23 protein-coding genes and 5 tRNA genes are annotated in these 25180 nt (G+C 54.6%); 23 read left to right on the top strand and 5 right to left on the bottom strand.

Annotation, left to right across the window (positions count from 1 at the left end):
* Nucleotides 1-70 precede the first annotated feature (70 nt).
* The 22 genes from sucA (at nt 71) to pnuC (ending at nt 19017) form a co-directional block, all read left to right on the top strand.
* On the top strand, nt 71-2878 hold the full coding sequence (sucA, locus tag ACT3IC_RS02720) for a 2-oxoglutarate dehydrogenase E1 component (protein ID WP_103823558.1): 2808 nt from the start codon (nt 71-73) through the stop codon (nt 2876-2878).
* Between the two features lie 14 nt (nt 2879-2892).
* The gene (odhB, locus tag ACT3IC_RS02715; protein ID WP_103178721.1) at nt 2893-4119 is read left to right on the top strand and encodes a 2-oxoglutarate dehydrogenase complex dihydrolipoyllysine-residue succinyltransferase; all 1227 of its coding nucleotides are present in this window, start codon (nt 2893-2895) and stop codon (nt 4117-4119) included.
* Between the two features lie 87 nt (nt 4120-4206).
* Entirely contained in the window at nt 4207-5373 is a 1167-nt protein-coding gene (sucC, locus tag ACT3IC_RS02710; protein WP_103178722.1) for an ADP-forming succinate--CoA ligase subunit beta, read from the top strand.
* Entirely contained in the window at nt 5373-6242 is an 870-nt protein-coding gene (gene sucD / locus ACT3IC_RS02705; protein WP_032617085.1) for a succinate--CoA ligase subunit alpha, read from the top strand. Before sucC ends, sucD begins: the two co-directional genes overlap by 1 nt.
* 811 nt (nt 6243-7053) lie before the next feature.
* Complete coding sequence (gene cydA, locus ACT3IC_RS02700) at nt 7054-8655, top strand: cytochrome ubiquinol oxidase subunit I (protein WP_103178724.1); 1602 nt, start codon at nt 7054-7056, stop codon at nt 8653-8655.
* Between the two features lie 15 nt (nt 8656-8670).
* Nucleotides 8671-9810: a cytochrome d ubiquinol oxidase subunit II gene (gene cydB / locus ACT3IC_RS02695; protein WP_103178725.1), complete on the top strand. Its 1140-nt coding sequence runs from the start codon at nt 8671-8673 to the stop codon at nt 9808-9810.
* 14 nt (nt 9811-9824) lie between these two features.
* Complete coding sequence (gene cydX, locus ACT3IC_RS02690) at nt 9825-9938, top strand: cytochrome bd-I oxidase subunit CydX (RefSeq protein ID WP_003858598.1); 114 nt, start codon at nt 9825-9827, stop codon at nt 9936-9938.
* Nucleotides 9938-10222, top strand: coding sequence for a cyd operon protein YbgE (gene ybgE, locus ACT3IC_RS02685; RefSeq protein WP_103178726.1), 285 nt, complete (start codon nt 9938-9940; stop codon nt 10220-10222). Before cydX ends, ybgE begins: the two co-directional genes overlap by 1 nt.
* A gap of 148 nt (nt 10223-10370) precedes the next feature.
* Nucleotides 10371-10775, top strand: a complete 405-nt coding sequence (gene ybgC, locus ACT3IC_RS02680; protein ID WP_032617092.1) for a tol-pal system-associated acyl-CoA thioesterase — start codon at nt 10371-10373, stop codon at nt 10773-10775.
* Nucleotides 10772-11464: a Tol-Pal system protein TolQ gene (gene tolQ / locus ACT3IC_RS02675; protein WP_072036639.1), complete on the top strand. Its 693-nt coding sequence runs from the start codon at nt 10772-10774 to the stop codon at nt 11462-11464. The genes ybgC and tolQ overlap by 4 nt, the downstream gene beginning before the upstream one ends.
* Before the next feature lie 3 nt (nt 11465-11467).
* Nucleotides 11468-11896: a colicin uptake protein TolR gene (gene tolR, locus ACT3IC_RS02670; RefSeq protein ID WP_039029343.1), complete on the top strand. Its 429-nt coding sequence runs from the start codon at nt 11468-11470 to the stop codon at nt 11894-11896.
* Between the two features lie 37 nt (nt 11897-11933).
* Nucleotides 11934-13259 carry a cell envelope integrity protein TolA gene (gene tolA, locus ACT3IC_RS02665; protein ID WP_103178727.1) on the top strand — a complete coding sequence of 442 codons (1326 nt, stop codon included), beginning with the start codon at nt 11934-11936 and terminating at the stop codon, nt 13257-13259.
* 127 nt (nt 13260-13386) lie between these two features.
* Nucleotides 13387-14679, top strand: a complete 1293-nt coding sequence (gene tolB, locus ACT3IC_RS02660; RefSeq protein ID WP_103178728.1) for a Tol-Pal system beta propeller repeat protein TolB — start codon at nt 13387-13389, stop codon at nt 14677-14679.
* 34 nt (nt 14680-14713) lie between these two features.
* Complete coding sequence (gene pal / locus ACT3IC_RS02655) at nt 14714-15235, top strand: peptidoglycan-associated lipoprotein Pal (RefSeq protein WP_032617096.1); 522 nt, start codon at nt 14714-14716, stop codon at nt 15233-15235.
* 9 nt (nt 15236-15244) lie between these two features.
* Nucleotides 15245-16027: a cell division protein CpoB gene (cpoB, locus tag ACT3IC_RS02650; protein WP_103178730.1), complete on the top strand. Its 783-nt coding sequence runs from the start codon at nt 15245-15247 to the stop codon at nt 16025-16027.
* Nucleotides 16028-16189: 162 nt separating this feature from the next.
* Nucleotides 16190-16265: transfer RNA gene (locus ACT3IC_RS02645), tRNA-Lys, on the top strand.
* Between the two features lie 135 nt (nt 16266-16400).
* A tRNA-Val gene (locus ACT3IC_RS02640) sits at nt 16401-16476 on the top strand.
* Nucleotides 16477-16479: 3 nt separating this feature from the next.
* Nucleotides 16480-16555 (top strand) — tRNA-Lys (locus ACT3IC_RS02635).
* 146 nt (nt 16556-16701) lie between these two features.
* A tRNA-Lys gene (locus ACT3IC_RS02630) sits at nt 16702-16777 on the top strand.
* Nucleotides 16778-16806: 29 nt separating this feature from the next.
* Nucleotides 16807-16882 (top strand) — tRNA-Lys (locus ACT3IC_RS02625).
* 341 nt (nt 16883-17223) lie between these two features.
* Nucleotides 17224-18267, top strand: coding sequence for a quinolinate synthase NadA (gene nadA / locus ACT3IC_RS02620; protein WP_156654111.1), 1044 nt, complete (start codon nt 17224-17226; stop codon nt 18265-18267).
* A gap of 30 nt (nt 18268-18297) precedes the next feature.
* Nucleotides 18298-19017, top strand: a complete 720-nt coding sequence (gene pnuC, locus ACT3IC_RS02615) for a nicotinamide riboside transporter PnuC (RefSeq protein WP_103178732.1) — start codon at nt 18298-18300, stop codon at nt 19015-19017.
* Here the strand turns inward: pnuC and zitB are convergent.
* Together zitB and ACT3IC_RS02605 are read right to left on the bottom strand one after the other, a co-directional pair.
* Nucleotides 19014-19952: a CDF family zinc transporter ZitB gene (gene zitB / locus ACT3IC_RS02610; protein ID WP_159339273.1), complete on the bottom strand. Its 939-nt coding sequence runs from the start codon at nt 19950-19952 to the stop codon at nt 19014-19016. The genes pnuC and zitB overlap by 4 nt on opposite strands.
* Before the next feature lie 108 nt (nt 19953-20060).
* Nucleotides 20061-20591, bottom strand: coding sequence for a protein YbgS (locus ACT3IC_RS02605; RefSeq protein ID WP_168192045.1), 531 nt, complete (start codon nt 20589-20591; stop codon nt 20061-20063).
* A gap of 321 nt (nt 20592-20912) precedes the next feature.
* On the opposite strand from ACT3IC_RS02605, the gene aroG reads away from it, so the two are divergent.
* Nucleotides 20913-21965, top strand: coding sequence for a 3-deoxy-7-phosphoheptulonate synthase AroG (gene aroG / locus ACT3IC_RS02600; protein WP_103178735.1), 1053 nt, complete (start codon nt 20913-20915; stop codon nt 21963-21965).
* Between the two features lie 66 nt (nt 21966-22031).
* Here aroG and gpmA read toward each other — a convergent pair whose 3' ends face one another.
* The 3 genes from gpmA to galK all read right to left on the bottom strand — a co-directional run bounded on the left by gpmA (nt 22032) and on the right by galK (nt 25178).
* Complete coding sequence (gene gpmA, locus ACT3IC_RS02595; protein WP_103178736.1) at nt 22032-22784, bottom strand: 2,3-diphosphoglycerate-dependent phosphoglycerate mutase; 753 nt, start codon at nt 22782-22784, stop codon at nt 22032-22034.
* Nucleotides 22785-22995: 211 nt separating this feature from the next.
* Nucleotides 22996-24036, bottom strand: a complete 1041-nt coding sequence (gene galM / locus ACT3IC_RS02590) for a galactose-1-epimerase (RefSeq protein WP_473476071.1) — start codon at nt 24034-24036, stop codon at nt 22996-22998.
* Nucleotides 24030-25178: a galactokinase gene (gene galK, locus ACT3IC_RS02585; protein WP_114387637.1), complete on the bottom strand. Its 1149-nt coding sequence runs from the start codon at nt 25176-25178 to the stop codon at nt 24030-24032. The genes galM and galK overlap by 7 nt, the downstream gene beginning before the upstream one ends.
* Nucleotides 25179-25180: the final 2 nt, after the last annotated feature.

Raw genomic sequence — 25180 nt, 5'->3', positions numbered from 1 at the left:
GGCACGTACACGTGGTGTGCGTGGTAGTTTCTACGGCGAAAGTAAGCATAAAAATGCTTAAGGGATCACGATGCAGAACGGCGCAATGAAAGCCTGGCTGGACTCTTCATTCCTCTCTGGTGCAAACCAAAGCTGGATTGAACAGCTCTATGAAGACTTCTTAACCGACCCTGACTCAGTGGACGCTAACTGGCGTTCCATGTTCCAGGAGTTACCTGGAACGGGTGTCAAACCGGATCAATTTCATTCCAAAACACGTGATTATTTCCGTCGTCTGGCGAAGGATGCCTCACGTTACTCTTCCGCTATCTCCGACCCTGACACCAATGCGAAGCAGGTTAAAGTCCTGCAGCTGATTAACGCCTACCGCTTCCGCGGCCACCAGCACGCAAATCTGGATCCGCTGGGACTGTGGAAGCAGGAGCGCGTGGCTGATTTAGATCCGGCATATCACGACCTGACCGAAGCGGATTTCCAGGAAACCTTCAACGTTGGCTCTTTCGCTATCGGCAAAGACACGATGAAGCTGGGCGATCTGCTGGAAGCGCTGAAGCAGACCTACTGCGGCTCCATCGGCGCAGAGTATATGCACATCACCTCTACCGAAGAGAAACGCTGGATCCAGCAGCGTATCGAATCTGTTGCCGGTAAATCCACCTTCAACGCCGACGAGAAAAAGCGTTTCCTGAACGAACTGACCGCAGCCGAAGGGCTGGAGCGTTATCTCGGTGCGAAATTCCCGGGCGCAAAACGCTTCTCGCTGGAAGGCGGCGATGCGCTGGTGCCGATGCTGAAAGAGCTGATCCGCCACGCGGGCAACAGCGGTACCCGCGAAGTGGTACTGGGCATGGCGCACCGTGGTCGTCTGAACGTGCTGATCAACGTGCTGGGTAAAAAGCCGCAGGATCTGTTCGACGAATTCGCGGGCAAACATAAAGAACACCTCGGTACCGGTGATGTGAAGTACCACATGGGCTTCTCATCGGATATCGAAACCCAGGGCGGCCTGGTTCACATGGCGCTGGCGTTTAACCCGTCGCACCTTGAGATCGTAAGCCCTGTGGTTATCGGCTCCGTACGCGCCCGTCTGGATCGTCTGGACGAGCCAAGCAGCAACAAAGTTCTGCCGATCACCATCCACGGCGATGCGGCAGTTACCGGGCAGGGCGTGGTTCAGGAGACCCTGAACATGTCGAAAGCGCGGGGTTACGAAGTGGGCGGTACCGTTCGCATCGTCATCAACAACCAGGTGGGCTTCACCACCTCTAACCCGCTGGACGCACGTTCCACCCCATACTGCACCGACATCGGTAAGATGGTTCAGGCGCCAATTTTCCACGTTAACGCGGATGACCCGGAAGCGGTCGCGTTCGTGACCCGCCTGGCGCTGGATTTCCGTAACACCTTTAAGCGCGATGTGTTCATCGACCTGTTCTGCTATCGCCGTCATGGTCATAACGAAGCGGACGAGCCGAGTGCAACCCAGCCGCTGATGTACCAGAAAATCAAAAAACATCCGACCCCGCGTAAAATCTATGCTGACAAGCTGGAAGCGGAGAAGGTTGTCACCCTGGAAGATGCCACCGAGATGGTCAACCTCTACCGCGACGCGCTGGATGCCGGCGAATGCGTGGTGAAAGAGTTGCGTCCGATGAACATGCACTCCTTTACCTGGTCGCCATACCTCAACCACGAGTGGGATGAGAGCTACCCGAACAAGGTAGAGATGAAGCGTCTGCAGGAGCTGGCAAAACGCATCAGCACCGTACCTGAAGCGATCGAGATGCAGTCCCGTGTGCAGAAGATCTACGCTGACCGTCAGGCGATGGCCTCAGGCGAGAAGCTCTTTGACTGGGGCGGAGCTGAGAACCTGGCGTACGCCACTCTGGTTGATGAAGGTATTCCGGTCCGTCTGTCCGGTGAAGATGCGGGCCGCGGCACCTTCTTCCACCGTCATGCGGTGATCCATAACCAGACCAACGGTTCAACCTATACCCCGCTGCAGCACGTGCACAACGGCCAGGGCCAGTTTAAGGTCTGGGACTCCGTGCTCTCTGAAGAAGCGGTGCTGGCATTCGAATACGGTTACGCCACCGCAGAACCACGCACCCTGACCATCTGGGAAGCGCAGTTCGGCGACTTCGCCAACGGTGCGCAGGTGGTTATCGACCAGTTCATCTCTTCCGGTGAGCAGAAGTGGGGCCGTATGTGTGGCCTGGTGATGCTGCTGCCGCACGGCTATGAAGGCCAGGGGCCGGAGCACTCCTCCGCACGTCTGGAGCGTTATCTGCAGCTCTGCGCCGAGCAGAACATGCAGGTCTGCGTACCGTCTACCCCGGCACAGGTTTATCACATGCTGCGTCGTCAGGCGCTGCGCGGGATGCGCCGTCCGCTGGTGGTGATGTCGCCGAAATCGCTGCTGCGTCACCCGCTGGCGGTCTCCAGCCTGGAAGAGCTGGCAAACGGCACCTTCCTGCCGGCCATCGGTGAAATTGACGAACTGGATCCGCAGGGCGTTAAGCGTGTCGTAATGTGTTCTGGTAAGGTTTATTACGACCTGCTGGAACAGCGCCGTAAGAACGATCAGAAAGATGTCGCCATCGTGCGTATCGAACAGCTTTATCCGTTCCCGCATCAGGCGATGCAGGAAGTGCTGAAACAGTACGCTCACGTACATGATTTTGTCTGGTGCCAGGAAGAGCCGCTCAACCAGGGCGCATGGTACTGCAGCCAGCATCATTTCCGTGAAGTGATTCCATTTGGGTCTGCTCTGCGTTATGCAGGTCGCCCGGCCTCCGCCTCTCCGGCGGTAGGGTATATGTCCGTTCACCAGAAGCAGCAACAAGATCTGGTCAATGACGCGCTGAACGTCGATTAATTAAAGGATACATAATGAGTAGCGTAGATATTCTTGTTCCCGACCTGCCTGAGTCCGTAGCAGATGCAACCGTCGCCACCTGGCACAAAAAACCAGGCGACGCGGTAACCCGCGACGAAGTGCTGGTAGAAATCGAAACTGACAAAGTGGTACTGGAAGTACCGGCTTCAGCGGATGGCATTCTGGATGCAGTCCTGGAAGATGAAGGTACGACGGTAACCTCTCGCCAGATCCTCGGTCGCCTGCGTGAAGGCAACAGCGCGGGCAAAGAGTCCAGCGCTAAGTCTGAAGAGAAAGCCTCTACGCCGGCTCAGCGCCAGCAGGCTTCTCTGGAAGAGCAGAGCAACGACGCGCTGAGCCCGGCGATCCGTCGCCTGCTGGCTGAGCACAGCCTCGACCCGGCGGCCATTAAAGGCACCGGCGTTGGTGGCCGCCTGACCCGCGAAGATATTGACAAACACCTGGCGAAAGCGCCGTCTGAAGCGAAAGCAGAAGCCAAAGCGCCTGAAGCTGCACCAGCAGCACAGCCTGCTCTGGGCGCACGCAGCGAAAAACGCGTGCCGATGACCCGCCTGCGTAAGCGCGTGGCCGAGCGTCTGCTGGAAGCGAAAAACTCCACCGCGATGCTGACCACCTTCAACGAAGTGAACATGAAGCCAATCATGGACCTGCGTAAGCAGTACGGTGACGCCTTTGAAAAACGTCACGGTATCCGTCTGGGCTTTATGTCCTTCTACGTGAAAGCGGTTGTTGAAGCGCTGAAACGCTACCCGGAAGTGAACGCATCTATCGATGGCGATGATGTGGTTTATCATAACTACTTCGACGTGAGCATGGCCGTTTCTACCCCGCGCGGCCTGGTGACCCCGGTTCTGCGTGATGTGGATACCCTGGGCATGGCTGACATCGAGAAGAAAATTAAAGAGCTGGCAGTGAAAGGCCGTGACGGCAAGCTGACCGTAGACGACCTGACTGGCGGTAACTTCACCATTACCAATGGCGGCGTATTCGGTTCGCTGATGTCTACCCCGATCATCAACCCACCGCAGAGCGCGATCCTGGGCATGCACGCCATTAAAGACCGCCCGATGGCGGTAGACGGTAAAGTGGAGATCCTGCCAATGATGTATCTGGCGCTCTCTTACGATCACCGTCTGATCGATGGCCGCGAGTCCGTGGGCTTCCTGGTGGCGATTAAAGAGCTGCTGGAAGATCCGACCCGTCTGCTGCTGGACGTCTAGTTTTTCGCGGTACTGCCCGGCGGCACCTGGTCTGCCGGGCCTACAAAAGCATGACCTAACGATTACCCTGAAGGATGGATAGAACACATGAACTTACATGAATATCAGGCAAAACAGCTGTTTGCCCGGTATGGCTTACCGGCTCCGGTGGGTTATGCCTGCAATACCCCTCGTGAAGCAGAAGAAGCCGCCTCTAAAATCGGTGCGGGTCCATGGGTAGTGAAATGTCAGGTTCACGCTGGCGGCCGCGGTAAAGCGGGCGGTGTGAAAGTCGTTAACAGTAAAGAAGAGATCCGCGCCTTTGCGGAGCACTGGCTCGGCAAACGTCTGGTGACCTACCAGACAGACGCAGCCGGCCAGCCGGTTAACCAGATCCTGGTTGAAGCGGCAACCGATATTGCTAAAGAACTCTACCTGGGCGCAGTCGTAGACCGTAGCTCCCGTCGCGTGGTGTTCATGGCCTCTACCGAAGGCGGCGTGGAGATCGAAAAAGTGGCGGAAGAGACGCCGCATCTGATCCACAAAGTCGCTATCGATCCGCTGGCAGGCCCAATGCCTTACCAGGGTCGTGAGCTGGCCTTCAAACTGGGTCTGGAAGGTAAACTGGTGCAGCAATTCACCAAGATCTTCATGGGCCTGGCAACCATCTTCCTGGAGCGCGATCTGGCGCTGATCGAAATCAACCCGCTGGTGATCACTAAGCAGGGCGATCTGATCTGCCTCGATGGCAAACTGGGCGCTGATGGCAACGCGCTGTTCCGTCAGGCAGACCTGCGCGAAATGCGCGACCAGTCTCAGGAAGATCCACGTGAAGCGCAGGCTGCACAGTGGGAGCTGAACTACGTGGCACTCGATGGCAACATCGGCTGCATGGTTAACGGTGCGGGCCTGGCAATGGGCACCATGGACATCGTTAAGCTGCACGGCGGCGAGCCGGCAAACTTCCTGGATGTGGGCGGCGGCGCAACCAAAGAGCGCGTGACCGAAGCATTCAAAATTATTCTCTCCGATGACAACGTGAAAGCCGTTCTGGTTAACATCTTCGGCGGTATCGTACGTTGCGACCTGATCGCTGACGGTATCATCGGCGCGGTAGAAGAAGTGGGCGTGAACGTCCCGGTTGTCGTTCGTCTGGAAGGTAACAACGCTGAACTCGGCGCGAAAAAACTGGCTGACAGCGGCCTGAATATTATTGCAGCGAAAAGTCTGACGGATGCAGCTCAGCAGGTTGTTGCCGCAGTGGAGGGGAAATAATGTCCGTTTTAATTAATAAAGATACCAAGGTTATCTGCCAGGGCTTCACCGGTAGCCAGGGTTCATTCCACTCTGAGCAGGCGATTGCCTACGGTACGCAGATGGTTGGCGGCGTAACGCCAGGTAAAGGCGGCACCACCCATCTGGGCCTGCCGGTGTTCAACACCGTTCGTGAAGCGGTAGAAGCGACTGGCGCAACTGCCACCGTGATCTACGTTCCGGCACCGTTCTGCAAAGACTCCATCCTGGAAGCGATCGACGCAGGCATCAAACTGATTATCACCATCACCGAAGGTATCCCGACCCTGGATATGTTGACCGTGAAGGTGAAGCTGGACGAAGCGGGCGTGCGCATGATCGGGCCAAACTGCCCGGGCGTGATCACCCCAGGCGAATGCAAAATCGGCATCATGCCGGGTCACATTCACAAGCCAGGTAAAGTGGGCATTGTCTCTCGTTCCGGTACCCTGACCTATGAAGCGGTTAAGCAGACCACCGACTACGGTTTCGGCCAGTCCACCTGCGTGGGCATCGGCGGCGACCCGATCCCGGGCTCTAACTTCATCGACATCCTGAAGCTGTTCCAGGAAGACCCGCAGACTGAAGCGATTGTGATGATCGGTGAAATCGGCGGTAGCGCAGAAGAAGAAGCGGCTGCTTACATTAAAGATCACGTGACCAAGCCAGTTGTTGGCTACATCGCGGGTGTGACCGCGCCGAAAGGCAAGCGTATGGGCCATGCAGGCGCCATCATCGCGGGCGGCAAAGGCACTGCGGATGAGAAATTCGCTGCTCTGGAAGCCGCTGGCGTGAAAACCGTGCGCAGCCTGGCTGACATCGGTGAAGCACTGAAATCCATCATTAAGTAAATCCTCTCTGCTCCCCGTGCGGGGAGCTTTGACATAATAAATGTCCGTTTCGACATGGTTGGCCATCGCAAGATGGCCTTTTTTTTGCGCGACAGTGTTTACGTGTGGAGACAGAGGCGGGCAGGGCGGATGAAAGTTAAGCAAACGGCCGTGAAAACATTTTTGGTTCGACGGGATGAAACAAATTAGCAACACATGGGTGTTAAATTATAGATTGTTAAAAGTAAAATATTTGTGATAATAATTTTTGATAAAACCCCTGCGGAAAATTACTGTGAACCATCTGACATTAGTAGTACAGGCTTATTAAAAAAATGCTTCGCTGCCTGCGTTAATTTAAATCACCTTTATTTATAATCCCCGCTTTATTTGATAACCATCAAGCGAATATTAAAACATATCATTAACATCATTTTCATTGCATTTACCACGCGTAAACACCCTTAACACGTTCAGGCATTATTGATTTATATCAATATTTAATACCTGGAAAAGAGCGTCAAAAGGCGCTAAATTGTTCCCGATCAAATTGGTCGGAAAGTGGTAATTTTGCTAAATATTGATCGCTGTCGTAAATCGTAAAAGACTTCCATTAAAAACCTGTTTATTGTAAGGGTTTTGCAGCGTAATATATTTGCGGGATCAATTTCAGTTTTTATTAACGCATCTGTAACCTTTCATCATCGCTTTTTTCCTCCTGCGAGGATTAAGTAACGAAGAAAGGGTGCTGATAATTTTTGGGGCATGTGTGTGGATCCTTCTCTAACGGGATTCACTCTCGGAGTCTTCATGCGATGAGCAAGGAGTCATAATGTTAGACGTAGTCGAACTGTCGCGCTTACAGTTTGCCTTGACCGCGATGTACCACTTCCTGTTTGTGCCGCTGACGCTCGGTATGGCGTTCCTGTTGGCCATCATGGAAACGGTTTACGTCCTCTCCGGCAAACAGATTTATAAAGATATGACCAAGTTCTGGGGCAAGTTGTTTGGTATCAACTTTGCGCTGGGCGTGGCAACCGGCCTGACCATGGAGTTCCAGTTCGGGACTAACTGGTCTTATTATTCCCACTATGTCGGGGATATCTTCGGGGCGCCGCTGGCCATTGAAGGTCTGATGGCCTTCTTCCTCGAATCTACCTTTGTAGGTCTGTTCTTCTTTGGTTGGGATCGTCTGGGTAAAGTCCAGCATATGTGCGTAACCTGGTTGGTGGCCCTGGGCTCTAACCTGTCCGCACTCTGGATCCTGGTCGCCAACGGCTGGATGCAGAACCCTATCGCCTCTGATTTCAACTTCGAAACCATGCGTATGGAGATGGTCAGCTTCTCCGAGCTGGTGCTGAACCCGGTCGCGCAGGTGAAATTCGTTCACACTGTGGCCTCCGGCTATGTCTGCGGCGCGATGTTCGTGCTGGGCATCAGCGCCTACTACATGCTGCGTGGTCGTGACTTCGCCTTTGCTAAGCGCTCTTTCGCCATCGCGGCGAGCTTCGGTATGGCGGCTATCCTCTCCGTTATCGTGCTGGGTGATGAATCCGGTTACGAAATGGGCGACGTGCAGAAAACCAAACTGGCAGCGATCGAAGCAGAATGGGAAACCCAGCCTGCCCCGGCCGCCTTTACCCTCTTTGGTATCCCCGATCAGGATGCGCAGGAGAACCACTTTGCTATTCAGATCCCTTATGCGCTAGGCATCATTGCCACCCGCTCTGTGGATACGCCGGTTATCGGTCTGAAAGATCTGATGGTGCAGCATGAAGAGCGTATCCGTAACGGGATGAAAGCCTACTCGCTGCTGGAAGAACTGCGTTCCGGGACCAGCGATCAGTCTGTTCGCGACCAGTTTAACGACGTGAAAAAAGACCTTGGCTATGGCCTGCTGCTGAAACGCTATACCCCGAACGTCTCTGACGCGACGGAAGAGCAGATCCAGATGGCGACCAAAGACTCGATTCCGCGCGTGGCGCCGCTCTACTTCGCCTTCCGTATCATGGTGGGTTGTGGTGTGCTGATGCTGCTGATTATCGCCGCCTCCTTCTGGTCGGTCATTCGTAACCGTATCGGTGAGAAGAAATGGCTGCTGCGCACCGCATTGTATGCGATTCCGCTGCCGTGGATTGCCATTGAATCCGGCTGGTTTGTTGCGGAGTATGGCCGTCAGCCGTGGGCTATCGGTGAGGTGCTGCCAACTGCGGTGGCGAACTCCTCTCTTACCGCAGGCGATCTGATTTTCTCCATGTTGCTGATTTGCGGCCTCTACACTCTGTTCCTGGTGGCTGAACTGTTCCTGATGTTCAAGTTTGCGCGCCTTGGCCCAAGCAGCCTGAAAACCGGTCGCTACCATTATGAGCAGTCCACCGTTGCTTCTCAGCCTCACTACGAGCAGTCCACCGTGACTACTCAGCCGGCACGGTAAGACAGGAGTCATCAAATGATCGATTATGAAGTATTGCGTTTTATCTGGTGGCTGCTGGTCGGGATCTTACTGATTGGTTTTGCGGTCACTGACGGTTTCGACATGGGGGTGGGCATGCTCACCCGCTTCCTCGGTCGTAATGATACCGAGCGTCGAATTATGATTAACTCCATCGCCCCGCACTGGGACGGTAACCAGGTGTGGCTCATCACCGCAGGCGGCGCACTGTTCGCTGCCTGGCCGATGGTCTACGCGGCTGCGTTCTCCGGCTTCTATGTGGCGATGATTCTGGTGCTGGCATCCTTGTTCTTCCGTCCGGTCGGTTTTGATTACCGCTCGAAGATTGAAGACACCCGCTGGCGTAACCTGTGGGACTGGGGCATCTTCATCGGTAGCTTCGTGCCGCCGCTGGTCATCGGCGTGGCGTTCGGCAACCTGCTGCAGGGCGTGCCGTTCCACCTTGATGAATATATGCGCCTCTACTACACCGGTAACTTCTTCCAGCTGCTGAATCCGTTTGGTCTGCTGGCAGGGGTCGTCAGCGTGGCGATGATCATCACCCAGGGGGCAACCTACCTGCAGATGCGTACCGTGGGCGAGCTGCACCTGCGCTCCCGTGCCGTCTCGCAGATGGCGGCTCTGGTGACGCTGGTTGGCTTTGCGCTGGCAGGTCTATGGGTGATGTTTGGTATCGACGGTTATGTTGTGACCACTGCGATTGACCATACCGCGCCGTCGAACCCGCTGACCAAAGAGGTGGCTCGCGAGGCTGGTGCCTGGCTGGTGAACTTCAATAACACACCGATTCTGTGGGCGATTCCGGCACTGGGCGTCGTGCTGCCGGTGCTGACCATCCTGACCTCCCGCGCGGAGAAAGGGGCACTGGCGTTTGTCTTCTCTTCACTGACGCTGGCGTGCATCATCCTGACAGCCGGTATCGCGATGTTCCCGTTCGTGATGCCATCCAGCACGATGATGAATGCAAGCCTGACGATGTGGGATGCAACCTCCAGCCAGATGACCCTTAATCTGATGACGTTTGTGGCTGCCGTGTTCGTACCGATTATTCTGGCTTACACCGCCTGGTGTTACTGGAAAATGTTCGGTCGTATCACGAAAGAACATATCGAAAGCAACACCCACTCTCTGTATTAAGGAAGGAGCTGAATATGTGGTATTTCGCATGGATTTTAGGAACGCTTCTGGCCTGTGCATTTGGTGTGATTACCGCACTGGCGCTTGAGCACGTTGAAGCGACCAAAGCCGGTGAAGAAAAACACTGATGATCACGTATCTCTACGCGATCATGGATAAGCGCCCGTTAAGGGCGCTTTCCTTAGTGATGGCCTTACTGCTGGCGGGCTGTATTTTCTGGGATCCGTCACGCTTCGCGGCGAAAACCAGCGAGCTTGAGATCTGGCACGGTTTTCTTATTATGTGGGCGGTATGTGCAGGCGTAATCCACGGGGTGGGATTTCGTCCGAAAGCCGTACACTGGCAGGGCATTTTTTGCCCGCTGATTGCTGATGTGATCCTGCTGTTGGGCCTGTTTTTCTTTTTCAACTGAATAAGAACTATCCGTTAATATTATGGGCTTACCCGGGCCCATAAAAATTTACTCTCTGTTTACTTTCCCCCATTCCAAACCACCATTCCCGCGCGTATAGTAGCGAAGTTTAAAAGCTCTAACCTTTTTTGCATTACCGGGATGTAAAGTGAATACAACGCTATTTCGATGGCCGGTTCGGGTCTACTATGAAGACACGGATGCCGGTGGTGTGGTTTACCACGCCAGCTACGTTGCCTTTTATGAACGAGCACGCACTGAAATGCTGCGCCATCATCACTTTAGCCAGCAGGTTCTGTTGGCGGAGCGAGTTGCCTTCGTGGTACGCAAGATGACGCTGGAGTATTTTGCGCCTGCCAGACTCGACGATATGCTCGAAGTCCAAACAGAAATAACATCAATGCGCGGAACCTCACTGGTTTTCACGCAGCGGATCGTCAATGCAGAGAACACGGTACTGAACGAAGCTGAAGTCCTGATTGTCTGTGTTGATCCACTCATCATGAAGCCTCGTGCGCTTCCTAAGTCTATTGTCGCGGAGTTTAAGCAGTGACTGACATGAATATCCTTGATTTGTTCCTGAAGGCAAGCCTTCTGGTTAAACTTATCATGTTGATTTTGATTGGTTTTTCAATCGCATCCTGGGCCATCATCATTCAGAGAACCCGTATCCTCAATGCGGCAGGCCGCGAAGCGGAAGCCTTTGAAGACAAGTTCTGGTCTGGTATCGAACTTTCCCGTTTGTATCAGGAGAGCCAGGGCCGTCGTGAAAACCTCTCCGGCTCCGAGCAAATCTTCTATAGCGGATTTAAAGAGTTCGCCCGTTTGCACCGCGCGAACAATCATGCGCCGGAAGCGGTAGTGGAGGGAGCATCCCGTGCGATGCGCATCTCCATGAACCGTGAACTGGAAACGCTGGAAACGCATATTCCTTTCCTGGGTACCGTGGGTTCCATCAGCCCCTATATCGGTCTGTTTGGTACGGTATGGGGGATCATGCACGCCTTTATCGCCCTGGGTGCGGTAAAACAGGCGACGCTGCAAATGGTTGCACCAGGTATCGCTGAAGCGCTGATCGCGACTGCTATTGGTCTGTTCGCGGCGATTCCAGCGGTTATGGCGTATAACCGTCTGAACCAGCGCGTGAACAAACTGGAACTGAACTACGACAACTTCATGGAAGAGTTCACTGCGATTCTGCACCGCCAGGCGTTTACCAGCACCGAGAGCAACAAGGGGTAAACCATGGCCAGACAGCGTGGACGGGGTCGTCGCGAACTGAAGTCCGAAATCAACATTGTACCGCTGCTGGACGTGCTGCTGGTGCTGCTGCTGATCTTTATGGCGACAGCACCCATCATCACCCAGAGCGTGGAGGTTGATCTGCCGGATGCGACAGAATCTCAGGCTGTAAGTACCAATGACGATCCGCCGGTAATCATTGAGGTATCCGGAGTAGGGCAGTACAGCGTGGTGGTGGAAAAAGATCGTATGGATCAGCTGCCGCCGGAGCAGGTCATTGCGGAAGCGCAACGACGCCTGCAGTCCAATCCGAAAACGGTCTTCTTAATCGGTGGCGCGAAAGACGTGCCTTACGATGAAATAATTAAAGCGCTGAACCTGTTGCATAGCGCGGGCGTTAAGTCAGTCGGCTTGATGACGCAGCCTATTTGATTATCTGCGTACACAACAGAGTTTTTGGGAACCCATAGTGTCAAAGGCAACCGAACAAAACGATAAGCTTAAACGGGCGATAATTATCTCGGCGGTGCTGCATGTGATTCTTTTTGCAGGACTGATCTGGAGTTCGTTCGATGAGCATCTGGATGCCGCTGCCGGAGGTGGTGGAGGTTCTTCCATCGATGCCGTCATGGTCGATCCCGGCGCGGTCGTTCAGAACTATAACCGTCAGCAACAGCAGCAGGCGAGTGCAAAACGTGCTGAAGAGCAGCGTGAAAAGCAGGCGCAACAGCAGGCGGAGGAGCTGCGTGAAAAGCAGGCCGCCGAGCAGGAACGTCTGAAGCAGCTTGAGAAAGAACGTTTGCAGGCGCAGGAAGCAGCGAAAGAGCAGGCGGAGCAGCAAAAACAGGCTGAAGCCGCCGCGAAAAAAGCGCAGGAGCAGCAGAAGCAGGCGGAAGAGGCGGCAGCCAAAGCCGCAGCGGAAGCGAAAGCGAAGGCAGATGCTCAGGCAAAAGAAGCTGCTGAAGCCGCCGCAGCCGCAGCGAAAAAAGCTGCAGCCGATGCCCAGAAACAGGCTGAAGCCGAAGCCGCAAAAGCAGCGGCTGACGCGAAGAAAAAGGCAGAAGCGGAAGCGGCTAAGAAAGCCGCTGCCGACGCACAGAAAAAAGCCGAAGCAGAAGCCGCTAAACAAGCCGCCCAGGAAGCCGAGAAAAAAGCGGCTGCCGAAGCAGCGAAGAAAGCGGCTGCTGCGGAAAAAGCCGCGGCCGCTGAAAAGGCTGCTGCTGAAAAAGCCGCAGCCGAGAAGAAAGCGGCTGCCGCAGAAAAAGCCGCAGCCGATAAGAAAGCCGCAGCCGAAAAAGCGGCTGCAGAAAAGAAAGCGGCTGCCGATAAAGCTGCTGCTGACAAAGCTGCCGCCGCGAAAGCCGCTGCCGCCAAGAAAGCCGCAGCAGAAAAAGCGGCCGCATCGGATGTCGACGATCTGTTCGGTGATTTAAGCTCAGGTAAGAATGCGCCGAAATCGGGTGGTGCAAAAGGTAACGGCCAACCAGCAAAAGATAGTGGAACAAGCGGGGCGAATGGTGGTGCGTCAGGCGCTGATATTAGTGCTTATGCTTCGCAGATTCGTAATGCAATTCAGAGCCGTCTATATGGCGCTGATCTGTATGCCGGTAAATCCTGTGTGCTACATATTAAGCTGGCGCCAGATGGCCTGCTGCTGGATGTCACTGAAGAGGGCGGTGATCCTGCCTTATGTCAGGCTGCGCTGACGGCTGCAAAAACTGCCAGAATTCCTAAACCGCCTAGCCAGGCTGTTTATGAAAAAGTAAAAGATGCCAAACTTGATTTCAAACTGTAGCGTTTTTCCCGCTAAAGTTGGCAAAACAGTCTACGTTTGAGGCTGTGGATTGGTAGTTTTGTTTATTTGGGTTTGTTAACATTCTGCTAAATTATGCGGGTAAGGTTACCCGGATATGGGAGATATGATGAAGCAGGCATTACGTGTTGCAATGAGTTTCTTAATGCTGTGGGCAGCGGTGCTGCACGCAGAAGTGCGTATCGAGATCACCCAGGGGGTGGATTCGGCACGTCCAATTGGTGTGGTTCCGTTCCAGTGGAAAGGGCCAGGCGCTGCGCCGGAAGATGTGGGCGGCATTGTTGCCGCTGACCTGCGCAACAGCGGTAAATTCAACCCATTAGACCGTTCTCGTCTGCCACAGCAGCCGGGCACAGCCGCAGAGTTGCAGCCAGCAGCATGGTCTGCACTGGGTATCGACGCGGTGGTGGTGGGTCAGGTGACCCCTAACCCGGACGGCGGTTACACCGTGGCCTATCAGCTGGTGGATACCGGTGGCGCACCGGGTACCGTGCTGGCGCAGAACAGCTACAAAGTGAACAAGCAGTGGCTGCGTTATGCGGGCCATACGGCAAGTGATGAAGTGTTTGAGAAGCTGACCAGCATCAAAGGCGCTTTCCGCACCCGTATCGCTTACGTTGTACAGACCAACGGCGGTCAGTTCCCGTATGAGCTGCGCGTCTCTGACTACGATGGCTACAACCAGTTCACCGTTCACCGTTCACCACAGCCGCTGATGTCTCCGGCCTGGTCGCCGGATGGTTCTAAGCTGGCCTACGTGACCTTCGAAAGCGGTCGTTCGGCGCTGGTTATCCAGACGTTATCTAACGGCGCGGTACGTCAGGTTGCCTCTTTCCCACGTCACAACGGCGCACCAGCATTCTCGCCTGACGGTTCTAAACTGGCGTTTGCCCTGTCTAAAACCGGTAGCCTGAACCTGTACGTGATGGATATCGCCTCCGGCCAGATCCGTCAGGTAACTGATGGTCGCAGCAACAACACCGAACCAACCTGGTTCCCGGACAGCCAGAACCTGGCCTTTACCTCTGACCAGGCGGGTCGTCCACAGGTCTATAAAGTTAATATTAATGGCGGTGCACCGCAGCGTATCACCTGGGAAGGTTCTCAGAACCAGGACGCCGACGTGAGCGCTGATGGTAAGTTTATGGTAATGGTCAGCTCGGCCGGTGGTCAGCAGCACATTGCTAAACAAGATCTGGGCGGGGGCGGCGTACAAGTTCTGTCGTCGACTTTCCTGGATGAAACGCCAAGTCTGGCACCTAACGGCACTATGGTTATCTACAGCTCTTCTCAGGGGATGGGATCCGTGCTGAATCTGGTTTCTACCGATGGGCGTTTCAAAGCGCGTATTCCGGCAACTGATGGACAGGTAAAATCACCTGCCTGGTCGCCGTACCTGTAATAATAATTAATTGAATAATATAGGAATCATAGAAATGCAACTGAACAAAGTGCTGAAAGGGCTGATGATCGCTCTGCCTGTTATGGCAATCGCAGCGTGTTCTTCTAACAAGAACGCCAGCAACGACCAGAGCGGCGAAGGCATGATGGGTGCCGGCACCGGTATGGACGCAAACGGCAACGGCAATATGTCTTCTGAAGAGCAGGCGCGTCTTCAGATGCAACAGCTGCAGCAGAACAACATTGTTTACTTCGATCTGGACAAGTTCGACATCCGTTCTGACTTCGCTGCGATGCTGGATGCGCACGCTAACTTCCTGCGTAGCAACCCGTCTTACAAAGTCACCGTAGAAGGTCACGCGGACGAACGTGGTACTCCTGAGTACAACATCTCTCTGGGTGAGCGTCGTGCTAACGCCGTTAAAATGTACCTGCAGGGTAAAGGCGTTTCTGCTGACCAGATCTCCATCGTTTCTTACGGTAAAGAAAAACCTGCAGTACTGGGCCACGACGAAGCGGCTTACTCCAAAAACCGTCGTGCCGTACTGGTTTACTAAGAGAATTGCATGAGCAGTAACTTCAGACATCATCTGTTGAGTCTGTCGTTACTGGTTGGTATAGCGGCCCCCTGGGCCGCTTTTGCTCAGGCACCAATCAGTAGTGTCGGCTCAGGCTCGGTAGAAGACCGGGTCACCCAACTCGAGCGTATTTCTAATGCTCACAGCCAGCTTTTAACCCAACTTCAGCAGCAGCTCTCTGACAATCAAACCGATATTGACTCACTGCGCGGACAGATCCAGGAAAGCCAGTATCAGCTCAATCAGGTTGTGGAGCGTCAGAAGCAGATCCTGTTGCAGATTGATAACCTGAATAATGGCGGCGCAGCAGCGCAACCGGCAGCAGGGGATCAGGGTGCTGCGGCAACGCCTCAGGCTGACACATCAGCCTCGACCGCTGCGCCTGTGCAGAGCGGTGATGCGAATACTGATTACAATGCGGCAATTGCCCTGGTGCAGGATAACTCGCGCCAGGACGAGGCGATGGCGGCGTTTCAGAACTTCGTGAAGAAATACCCGGATTCGACTTATCAGCCAAACGCAAATTACTGGCTGGGACAGTTGAATTACAACAAGGGTAAAAAAGACGATGCGGCATTCTATTTCGCCTCTGTCGTTAAAAATTACCCGAAATCACCGAAAGCTCCTGACGCGATGTATAAGGTCGGTGTGATCATGCAGGACAAAGGCGACACCGCAAAAGCGAAAGCCGTTTTCCAGCAGGTAGTCACAAAGTTCCCGGGCACCGAAGGGGCAAAACAAGCGCAAAAACGCCTTGCTGCGATGGGATGATTGCCGCATGACCAGAAATCGCTTTATTTCTGGTCTTGCCGCATAATTCGTAAGCAGTTAAGTGATATTCATCAAAATTTTAGTTGCGCAGAATTCTTAAATCAGTAATATATGCCGCCGTTGCCAAGGGATATCAAACACCCCAGAAGCAGCCGAAATAGTGGGTCGTTAGCTCAGTTGGTAGAGCAGTTGACTTTTAATCAATTGGTCGCAGGTTCGAATCCTGCACGACCCACCACTACTTAAGTAGAAAGCAGTAGGTTAGCGTGAAGGATAACGTTGCGTCAGCAACGGCCCGTAGGGCGAGGCGAAGCCGAGTCATCCTGCACGACCCACCACTAACTAAGTAGTAAGTAGTATCCAGCGTAGTATCGGGTGATTAGCTCAGCTGGGAGAGCACCTCCCTTACAAGGAGGGGGTCGGCGGTTCGATCCCGTCATCACCCACCACTCGGGTCGTTAGCTCAGTTGGTAGAGCAGTTGACTTTTAATCAATTGGTCGCAGGTTCGAATCCTGCACGACCCACCAATTTTACTTTCTGACTCAGAGAGTAAACGTGAAGGATAACGTTGCGTCAGCAACGGCTCGTAGGGCGAGGCGAAGCCGAGTCATCCTGCACGCCCCACCACTTTCTGGTGGTACCGAGTAATAATCTTCGAAGTCAGCACCCGAATGGGTCGTTAGCTCAGTTGGTAGAGCAGTTGACTTTTAATCAATTGGTCGCAGGTTCGAATCCTGCACGACCCACCACTTCGAAGAAAAGCAGTACATCCCGCAAGGGGTCGTTAGCTCAGTTGGTAGAGCAGTTGACTTTTAATCAATTGGTCGCAGGTTCGAATCCTGCACGACCCACCAATTTTACTTTCTGACTCAGAGAGTAAACGTGAAGGATAACGTTGCATCAGCAACGGCCCAAGGGCGAGGCGAAGCCGAGTCATCCTGCACGACCAACCAATGTAAAAAGGCGCCCTAAAGGCGCCTTTTTGCTATCTGTTATTCCAGAATCCAAAATGCGAGGGTTTACGTAGGTCGGGTAAGCGAAGCGCCACCCGACAAATGCTGCCCGCACGCTTTTGGTGTGACTTTCTCTCTCAGATTCGCTATCTTGTTTAGTATATAAAACACAATTGCCATTACTTTGGTTTCCGCCAAAAAATAACGGCAAACTTGTTAAGCCAGTAAAACGAGAAGCCAAAATGAGTGTGATGTTTGATCCAGAAGCCGCTATCTATCCTTTCCCACCAAAGCCTGCCCCGCTGAGCCTGGACGAAAAGCAGTTTTACCGTGAGAAAATTAAGCGTCTGCTCAAAGAGCGTGATGCGGTTATGGTGGCCCATTACTATACCGATCCTGAAATTCAGCAGCTTGCAGAAGAGACGGGCGGTTGTATCTCGGACTCGCTGGAGATGGCGCGCTTTGGTGCTAAGCATCCTGCTTCGACGTTGCTGGTGGCCGGGGTGCGTTTTATGGGCGAGACGGCCAAAATCCTCAGCCCGGAAAAAACGATCCTGATGCCGACCCTGAATGCGGAGTGCTCGCTCGATCTGGGCTGTCCGATCGACGAGTTTACCGCCTTCTGTGATGCCCACCCTGACAGAACGGTCGTCGTCTATGCCAATACCTCTGCGGCGGTTAAAGCACGCGCCGACTGGGTTGTCACCTCCAGTATCGCCGTTGAACTGATTGAGCATCTCGACAGCCTGGGCGAAAAGATTATCTGGGCACCGGACAGACATCTTGGCAATTACGTCCAGAAACAGACCGGAGCGGATATTCTCTGCTGGCAGGGCGCCTGTATCGTCCATGATGAATTCAAAACGCAGGCGCTGGCGCGCATGAAGGGGCTCTACCCGGATGCGGCCATTCTGGTTCACCCGGAATCCCCGCAGGCGATCGTTGATATGGCGGATGCCGTCGGCTCAACCAGCCAGCTGATCGCTGCCGCGAAGACGCTGCCGCATCGCCAGTTGATTGTGGCGACCGATCGCGGCATCTTCTACAAAATGCAGCAGGCGGTGCCAGAGAAAGAGCTGCTGGAAGCACCGACCGCAGGCGAGGGGGCAACCTGTCGCAGCTGCGCGCACTGTCCGTGGATGGCCATGAACGGGCTCAAAGCGATTGCAGACGGTCTGGAGACGGGCGGAGCCGCCCATGAAATCCATGTTGATGCCGCGCTGCGAGAGGGGGCGTTAATTCCGCTTAACCGAATGCTGGATTTTGCGGCTACACTACGTCCTTAAACCACGTAAACGTAACGCTCAGGGGAAAAGATGGATTTTTTTAGCACGCAAAACATTCTGGTACATATACCGATTGGCGCTGGCGGCTATGACTTGTCATGGATTGAAGCGGTCGGGACAATTGCAGGTCTGCTCTGTATCTGGCTTGCCAGTCTGGAGAAGATCGTCAACTACGCGTTTGGCCTGGTGAACGTCACCCTGTTCGCCATTATCTTCTTCCAGATCCAGCTGTATGCCAGCCTGCTGCTGCAGCTGTTCTTCTTTGGGGCCAATATCTACGGCTGGTACGCCTGGTCCCGGCAGAACAGCCAGCAGGAGGCGGAACTGCAGATCCGCTGGCTACCGTTGCCGAAGGCCATGGGCTGGCTGGCTGCCTGCGTGGTAGCCATTGGCCTGATGACGGTCTATATCGACCCGGTGTTCGCTTTCCTGACCCGCGTAGCGGTCTCGGTGATGAATACCCTGGGGCTGAACGTCACCATGCCGGAGCTGCAGCCTGACGCCTTCCCGTTCTGGGATTCATGCATGATGGTTCTGTCGATTGCCGCCATGATCCTGATGACCCGTAAGTATGTCGAAAACTGGCTGCTGTGGGTGATCATCAACGTGATAAGCGTGGCGATCTTTGCCCTGCAGGGCGTCTACGCCATGTCGCTGGAGTATATGATCCTCACCTTCATCGCCCTGAACGGCAGCAGGATGTGGATTAACAGCGCGCGTGAACGGGGTTCACACGCGCTGGCACGTTAATGGTGGTGATGATGGGCGTGACCGGACGGGATCTCGTTGAGGTGGCAGTCCGGTCCGTTACAGGGGGTGTATTCCATCTGAATGGTGCTGTGCGCAATGGCGTAATGGTGCTCCAGAAAGTGCTGAATACGCCCCAGTAACGCATCATGATCGTGAGGCGGGATAACCTGAACATGCAGGGTCATCAGCGGTTTTTCTCCCACCATCCAGACGTGTACATGATGCACATCGCGCACTTCAGGAAGGGAGCGCGTTAAGTTGCGCTTCAGCGCCGGGATATCCAGCGTCGCCGGCGCCCCTTCCAGCAGCTCATTGACGCTCTCCTGTAGAAGCCGCCAGGCACTGCGTAACACCAGGCACGAGACTAGAATCGACAATATCGGGTCGATGGGCGTCCAGCCGGTCCAGAGGATCACCAGCGCCGCAACGATGGCTCCCACCGATCCCAGAAGATCCCCCAGCACATGCAGCGCCGCTGCTCGCACGTTGAGATTCTTTTCTCCACTGCCGCGATGCAAAATCCAGAACGCCAGGATATTGGCGATAAGCCCGGCAACGGCTACCACCATCATGGTGACACCCGCGACAGGCTGCGGATGGTAGAAACGCTGGAAGGCTTCCCAGACGATTAAAATCGTGATCAAGACCAGCGCGATGGCGTTGACGAAGGCGGCGAGGGTAGTGAGACGTAGCCAGCCAAAGGTGCGTCCGTGGCTCGGCGGGCGCCGGGCGAATATCACCGCCAGTAGCGCAAACAGCAGCGCAGCGGCGTCCGTGAACATATGACCCGCATCGGCCAGCAGCGCCAGCGATCCAGAAACCAACCCGCCGATCACCTCAATGATCATAAAGGTGGCGGTGACGCCGAACGCCAGCGTTAAGCGTTTAGCATTTTCATCCTGTGAAGAAGGGGCGTGCGAGTGGGAGTGCGCCATGAATACTGTCCCGGTAAATTATTATTTTAAGTGTAGAGTTTTTAACATTTTGCACAAAAAATAAAGGAGAGCCGTAGCTCTCCTTCATCATAACCGCATTACCGTCAATTACTGAGTAGTGCCGTCAGTCTTTTGTTCTTGTGGGGTTCTTTCGGTATCAACTTTGCCGGATTGATCCGGACATTTACCGTCTTTACACATCGAATTCCTGTGCTGATCATCCTTGGACATGCCGTCGTTACTCATCTTACTTGGGTCGTCATTACCCATGACGGAGTTAGTGCCGCCAGTGGTTGAACTGTTGCCGGTACCATTGGTCACCCCGGTGCCGCTGGAGTTCGTTCCATCTGGATTGAGCATGGAACCCGTGCCAGTCCCCGTACCCGTACCTGTTGTGCCTGTACCTGTTGTGCCGGTGGTGCCGGTTGTACCAGAACCGGTGTTAATCTGGCTGTTGCCGGTGTTATTTGGAGCAATATTCTGGCGTGCGTCAGGCGCAACGGCCCCTGCATCAGCGGCGGCATTCGCCTGGCCATTATTGGTGTTAGAGCCGGCGGCGCTATCAGCAGCCAGTGCCGCACCGCTCGCCATCGTGAGCGAAGCTGTCAGGAAAAGGGTTGCGAGTTTAGTCATTTTCATCATGCTGCTCCTGTTCTGGTCGTTATGTTCTGGATAACTTCTTTCCACAGTGCATATGCGAAATCGATATACTGCTCAGTGGTTAAAGATGCCATGATCCCTACTTAGGTCAGTATGGAATCGCGATAAAATTTATAAATGCAGTGCATACAGTTAAAAAGTTTAGGGTGTATCTCGTTTTTCGCTACTTTGTTGCGTTTTTTAAGCGAATTCCAGGATTTATCTGTGCGTAGTGTAAAAGTGAGTTTACACTTCCTGACTGACAAGATAGATTGGAGGGATTGCATTCATTTATAAAAGTATGGCAACGCTGGAACGAACATGAATTATCAGAATGACGATTTGCGCATTAAAGAGATCAACGAGTTATTACCCCCTGTAGCGCTCCTTGAGAAGTTTCCCGCCACCGAAAACGCCGCCAATACCGTTTCTCATGCCCGTAAAGCGATCCACAAGATCCTGAAAGGTAATGACGATCGTCTTCTGGTGGTTATCGGTCCATGTTCCATTCACGATCCTGCGGCGGCAAAAGAGTATGCGGCGCGACTGCTGACCCTGCGCGAAGCGCTGAAGGATGAGCTGGAAATCGTCATGCGCGTCTACTTTGAAAAGCCACGCACCACCGTAGGCTGGAAAGGGCTGATTAACGATCCGCATATGGATGGCAGCTTCCAGATCAACGACGGTCTGCGCATCGCCCGTAAGCTGCTGCTGGACATCAACGACAGCGGTCTGCCTGCGGCGGGTGAGTTCCTCGATATGATCACCCCACAATATCTCGCAGACCTGATGAGCTGGGGCGCCATTGGCGCGCGTACCACCGAGTCTCAGGTTCACCGCGAGCTGGCGTCAGGGCTCTCCTGCCCGGTTGGTTTTAAAAACGGCACCGATGGCACCATCAAAGTGGCGATTGACGCCATTAACGCTGCCGGGGCGCCGCACTGCTTCCTCTCCGTCACCAAGTGGGGTCACTCCGCGATTGTGAACACCAGCGGGAACGGCGACTGCCATATCATTCTGCGCGGCGGCAAAGAGCCTAACTACAGCGCGGCGCACGTCGCCGAAGTGAAGGCGGGCCTGGAAAAAGCCGGTCTGGCGGCGCAGGTGATGATCGACTTCAGCCATGCCAACTCCAGCAAGCAGTTCAAAAAGCAGATGGATGTGGGCACCGATGTCTGCCAGCAGATTGCCGGCGGTGAAAAGGCGATTATCGGGGTGATGATTGAAAGCCACCTGGTGGAAGGCAATCAGAATCTGGAAGGCAGCGAGCCGCTGGTCTACGGTAAGAGCGTCACCGATGCCTGCATTGGCTGGGACGATACCGAAACGGTACTGCGCCAGCTGGCGAATGCGGTGAAAGCCCGTCGCGGCTAAAAAAATGCCGGATTCGCATCCGGCATTCAGAACGCAGAGCCCGGTCATCGCGACCGGGCTTTTTTATTACTTGGCTTTACCCTGGTTCGCAACGGCCGCCGCTTTAGCCGCGATTTCGTCAGCGTTACCCAGATAGTAGTGCTTGATTGGTTTGAAGTTTTCGTCGAACTCATACACCAGCGGCACGCCGGTTGGGATGTTCAGCTCGAGGATCTCGTCTTCACCCATGTTGTCCAGGTATTTCACCAGCGCGCGCAGGGAGTTACCGTGCGCAGCGATGATCACGCGCTCACCGCTTTTCAGGCGTGGCAGAATGGTTTCGTTCCAGTAAGGAACAACGCGATCGATGGTCAGCGCCAGGCTTTCGGTAGTTGGCAGCTCAGCGTCAGTGAGGGATGCGTAACGCGGATCGTGGCCTGGGTAACGCTCGTCATCTTTGGTCAGCTCTGGTGGGGTGACCGCGAAGCCGCGACGCCACTGTTTAACCTGCTCGTCACCGTATTTCTCTGCGGTTTCGGCTTTGTTCAGACCCTGCAGCGCACCGTAGTGACGCTCGTTCAGCTTCCAGGACTTCTCAACCGGCAGCCAGGCCTGATCCAGTTCGTCCAGTACGTTCCACAGGGTATGGATGGCACGTTTCAGCACGGAGGTATAAGCAAAATCGAAGCTGAAGCCTTCGTCTTTCAGCAGTTTGCCCGCTGCTTTCGCTTCGCCAACACCTTTTTCGGACAGGTCAACATCATACCAACCGGTAAAGCGGTTTTCGTTGTTCCACTGGCTTTCGCCATGACGTACCAGAACCAGCTTAGTTACAGCCATATTTTACTCCTCCAGAACAAGCATTATTTGAATGATAACAATTCTCATTATATTGCTGCGGCTGAGCCGCTGGCAACGCTTAACCCTAACCATAGCGAAAATAGTGTCGCAGTGTAAGATGCTTGTGAATGAGGGGTTGTGATTTTGTCCGTAACTGGCGCTATTTTCAGCAAGATGGATAAAAAAAGCCCTCCGGCAGGAGGGCTCGTTTTTATTGCGCAATAAAGTGATATTCGGTAACGCTGATGTACTCTTCGCCCGGGCGCAGTATGCAGTCAGGCTGCGGCCATCCCCCATGATTCGGGCTATCGGGTAAGAACTCGCTCTCCAGCGCCAGACCCTGCCAGGCCCGGTATTCTCCATCTTCGCGCGCCGGGGTACCCTCGAGGAAGTTACCAGAATAGAATTGCAGGGCAGGGGCGGTGGTATAGACCGTCATCTGCAGCTTTTCATCGGCAGACCAGAGATGCGCCGCGGGCTGGCTCAGATCGCCCTGGGCATCCAGCAGGAAAGCATGATCGTAACCGTTCACCTTGCGCTGGTGGTCATCCGCCAGGAAATCCTGGGCGATAGCTTTGGTAGTGCGGAAATCAAAGCTGGTACCCGCCACCGCTTTTAATCCTTCATGGGGGATCCCCATTTCATCGACCGGCAGATAGCGCTGGGCCAGCAGTTGCAGCCTGTGGTTACGCACGTCGCTGCAGTCGCCGTCGAGGTTGAAGTAAGCGTGGTTGGTCAGATTGACCGGGCAAGGTTTATCCACGGTGGCGCGGTAGGTAATGGCGATCCGGTTGTCCTCCGTTAAGCGATAATGGACGCTCGTCGAACAGTTGCCAGGGTAGCCCTGGTCGCCATCCGGGGAGTCGAGGGCCAACAGCGCTTCGCCATCGTTCTGCTGCACAATGCGCCAGCGGCGCTTGTCAAATCCATCCGGGCCGCCGTGGAGCTGGTTTTCGCCCTGGCTTGGCAGCAGGTCATAGCGCACGCCGTCCAGTTCAAAGCGGCTTTTGGCGATACGGTTGGCATAACGGCCTACCGAGGCGCCCAGGAAGGCCGTTTGCTCCACATACTGCTCAGGTGACGCACAGCCGAGCAGGGTTTCGCGGACGCTGCCGTCGGTCATCGGGACGCGGGCGGAGAGCAGCGTCGCACCCCAGTCCATCAGCGTGACGACCATCCCTGCTTCGTTGCGCAGGGTGATCAGGCGATACGGCAGGCCGTCAGGGGCGAGAACAGGTGTTTCGTTTAGCACTGGCCAGCTCCTTGTGATGCATTACAAACATAGAAAGTCTCTTTGATACCGGTTTTGGCTTCATACTGTTGTTCCACGGCTTGCTGAACAACCGGCACCAGTTCCTCCGGTACCAGCGCCACCACGCAGCCGCCGAAGCCGCCGCCGGTCATACGCACGCCGCCTTGATCGCCAATGGCGGATTTCACAATCTCAACCAGGGTGTCAATCTGTGGAACGGTGATTTCGAAGTCATCGCGCATGGAAGCATGGGACTCGGCCATCAGCTCACCCATCCGTTGCAGATCGCCTTTCTCCAGCGCAGCCGCTGCTTCTACGGTACGGGCGTTTTCGGTCAGGACGTGACGAACGCGTTTTGCCACTACCGGGTCCAGCTCGTGGGCCACTTTATTGAACTCGGTGAGCGAGACATCACGCAGTGCAGACTGCTGGAAGAAGCGCGCGCCAGTTTCACACTGTTCGCGACGGGTGTTGTACTCGCTGCCCACCAGGGTGCGTTTGAAATTACTGTTGATGATGATCACCGCCGCGCCTTTCGGCAGGCTGACCGCTTTGGTGCCCAGCGAGCGGCAGTCGATCAGTAACGCGTGGCCTTTTTTGCCCAGCGCTGAGATCAGCTGATCCATGATGCCGCAGTTACAGCCGACGAACTGGTTCTCTGCTTCCTGGCCGTTAAGGGCGATCTGCGCACCGTCCAGCGGCAGGTGATAAAGCTGCTGGAAGACGGTGCCGACAGCCACTTCCAGCGAGGCGGAGGAGCTCAGGCCCGCACCCTGTGGGACGTTGCCGCTGATCACGAGATCTGCGCCGCCAAACTCCTTGTTACGTTTTTGCAGATGCTTCACCACGCCGCGGACGTAGTTAGACCACTGCTGGCTGTCATGGGCAACAATCGGCTCATCCAGCGAAAATTCATCGATCTGGTTGTCATAATCCGCTGCCATAACGCGCACCTTGCGGTCGTCGCGTTTTGCGCAGCTGATCACCGTCTGGTAATCAATGGCGCAGGGCAGGACGAAACCGTCGTTGTAGTCGGTATGTTCGCCGATGAGGTTAACGCGGCCTGGCGCCTGGATTGCGTGAGTGGCGGGATAACCAAATTTTTCAGCAAACAGGGCGTGGGTTTTATCTTTCAGACTCATTG

The sequence above is a fragment of the Leclercia sp. GHBNCSD genome (assembly GCF_055805075.1).
The sequence above is the reverse complement of the archived record's forward strand: the minus strand, read 5'-3'. Positions and strand labels throughout refer to the sequence as shown.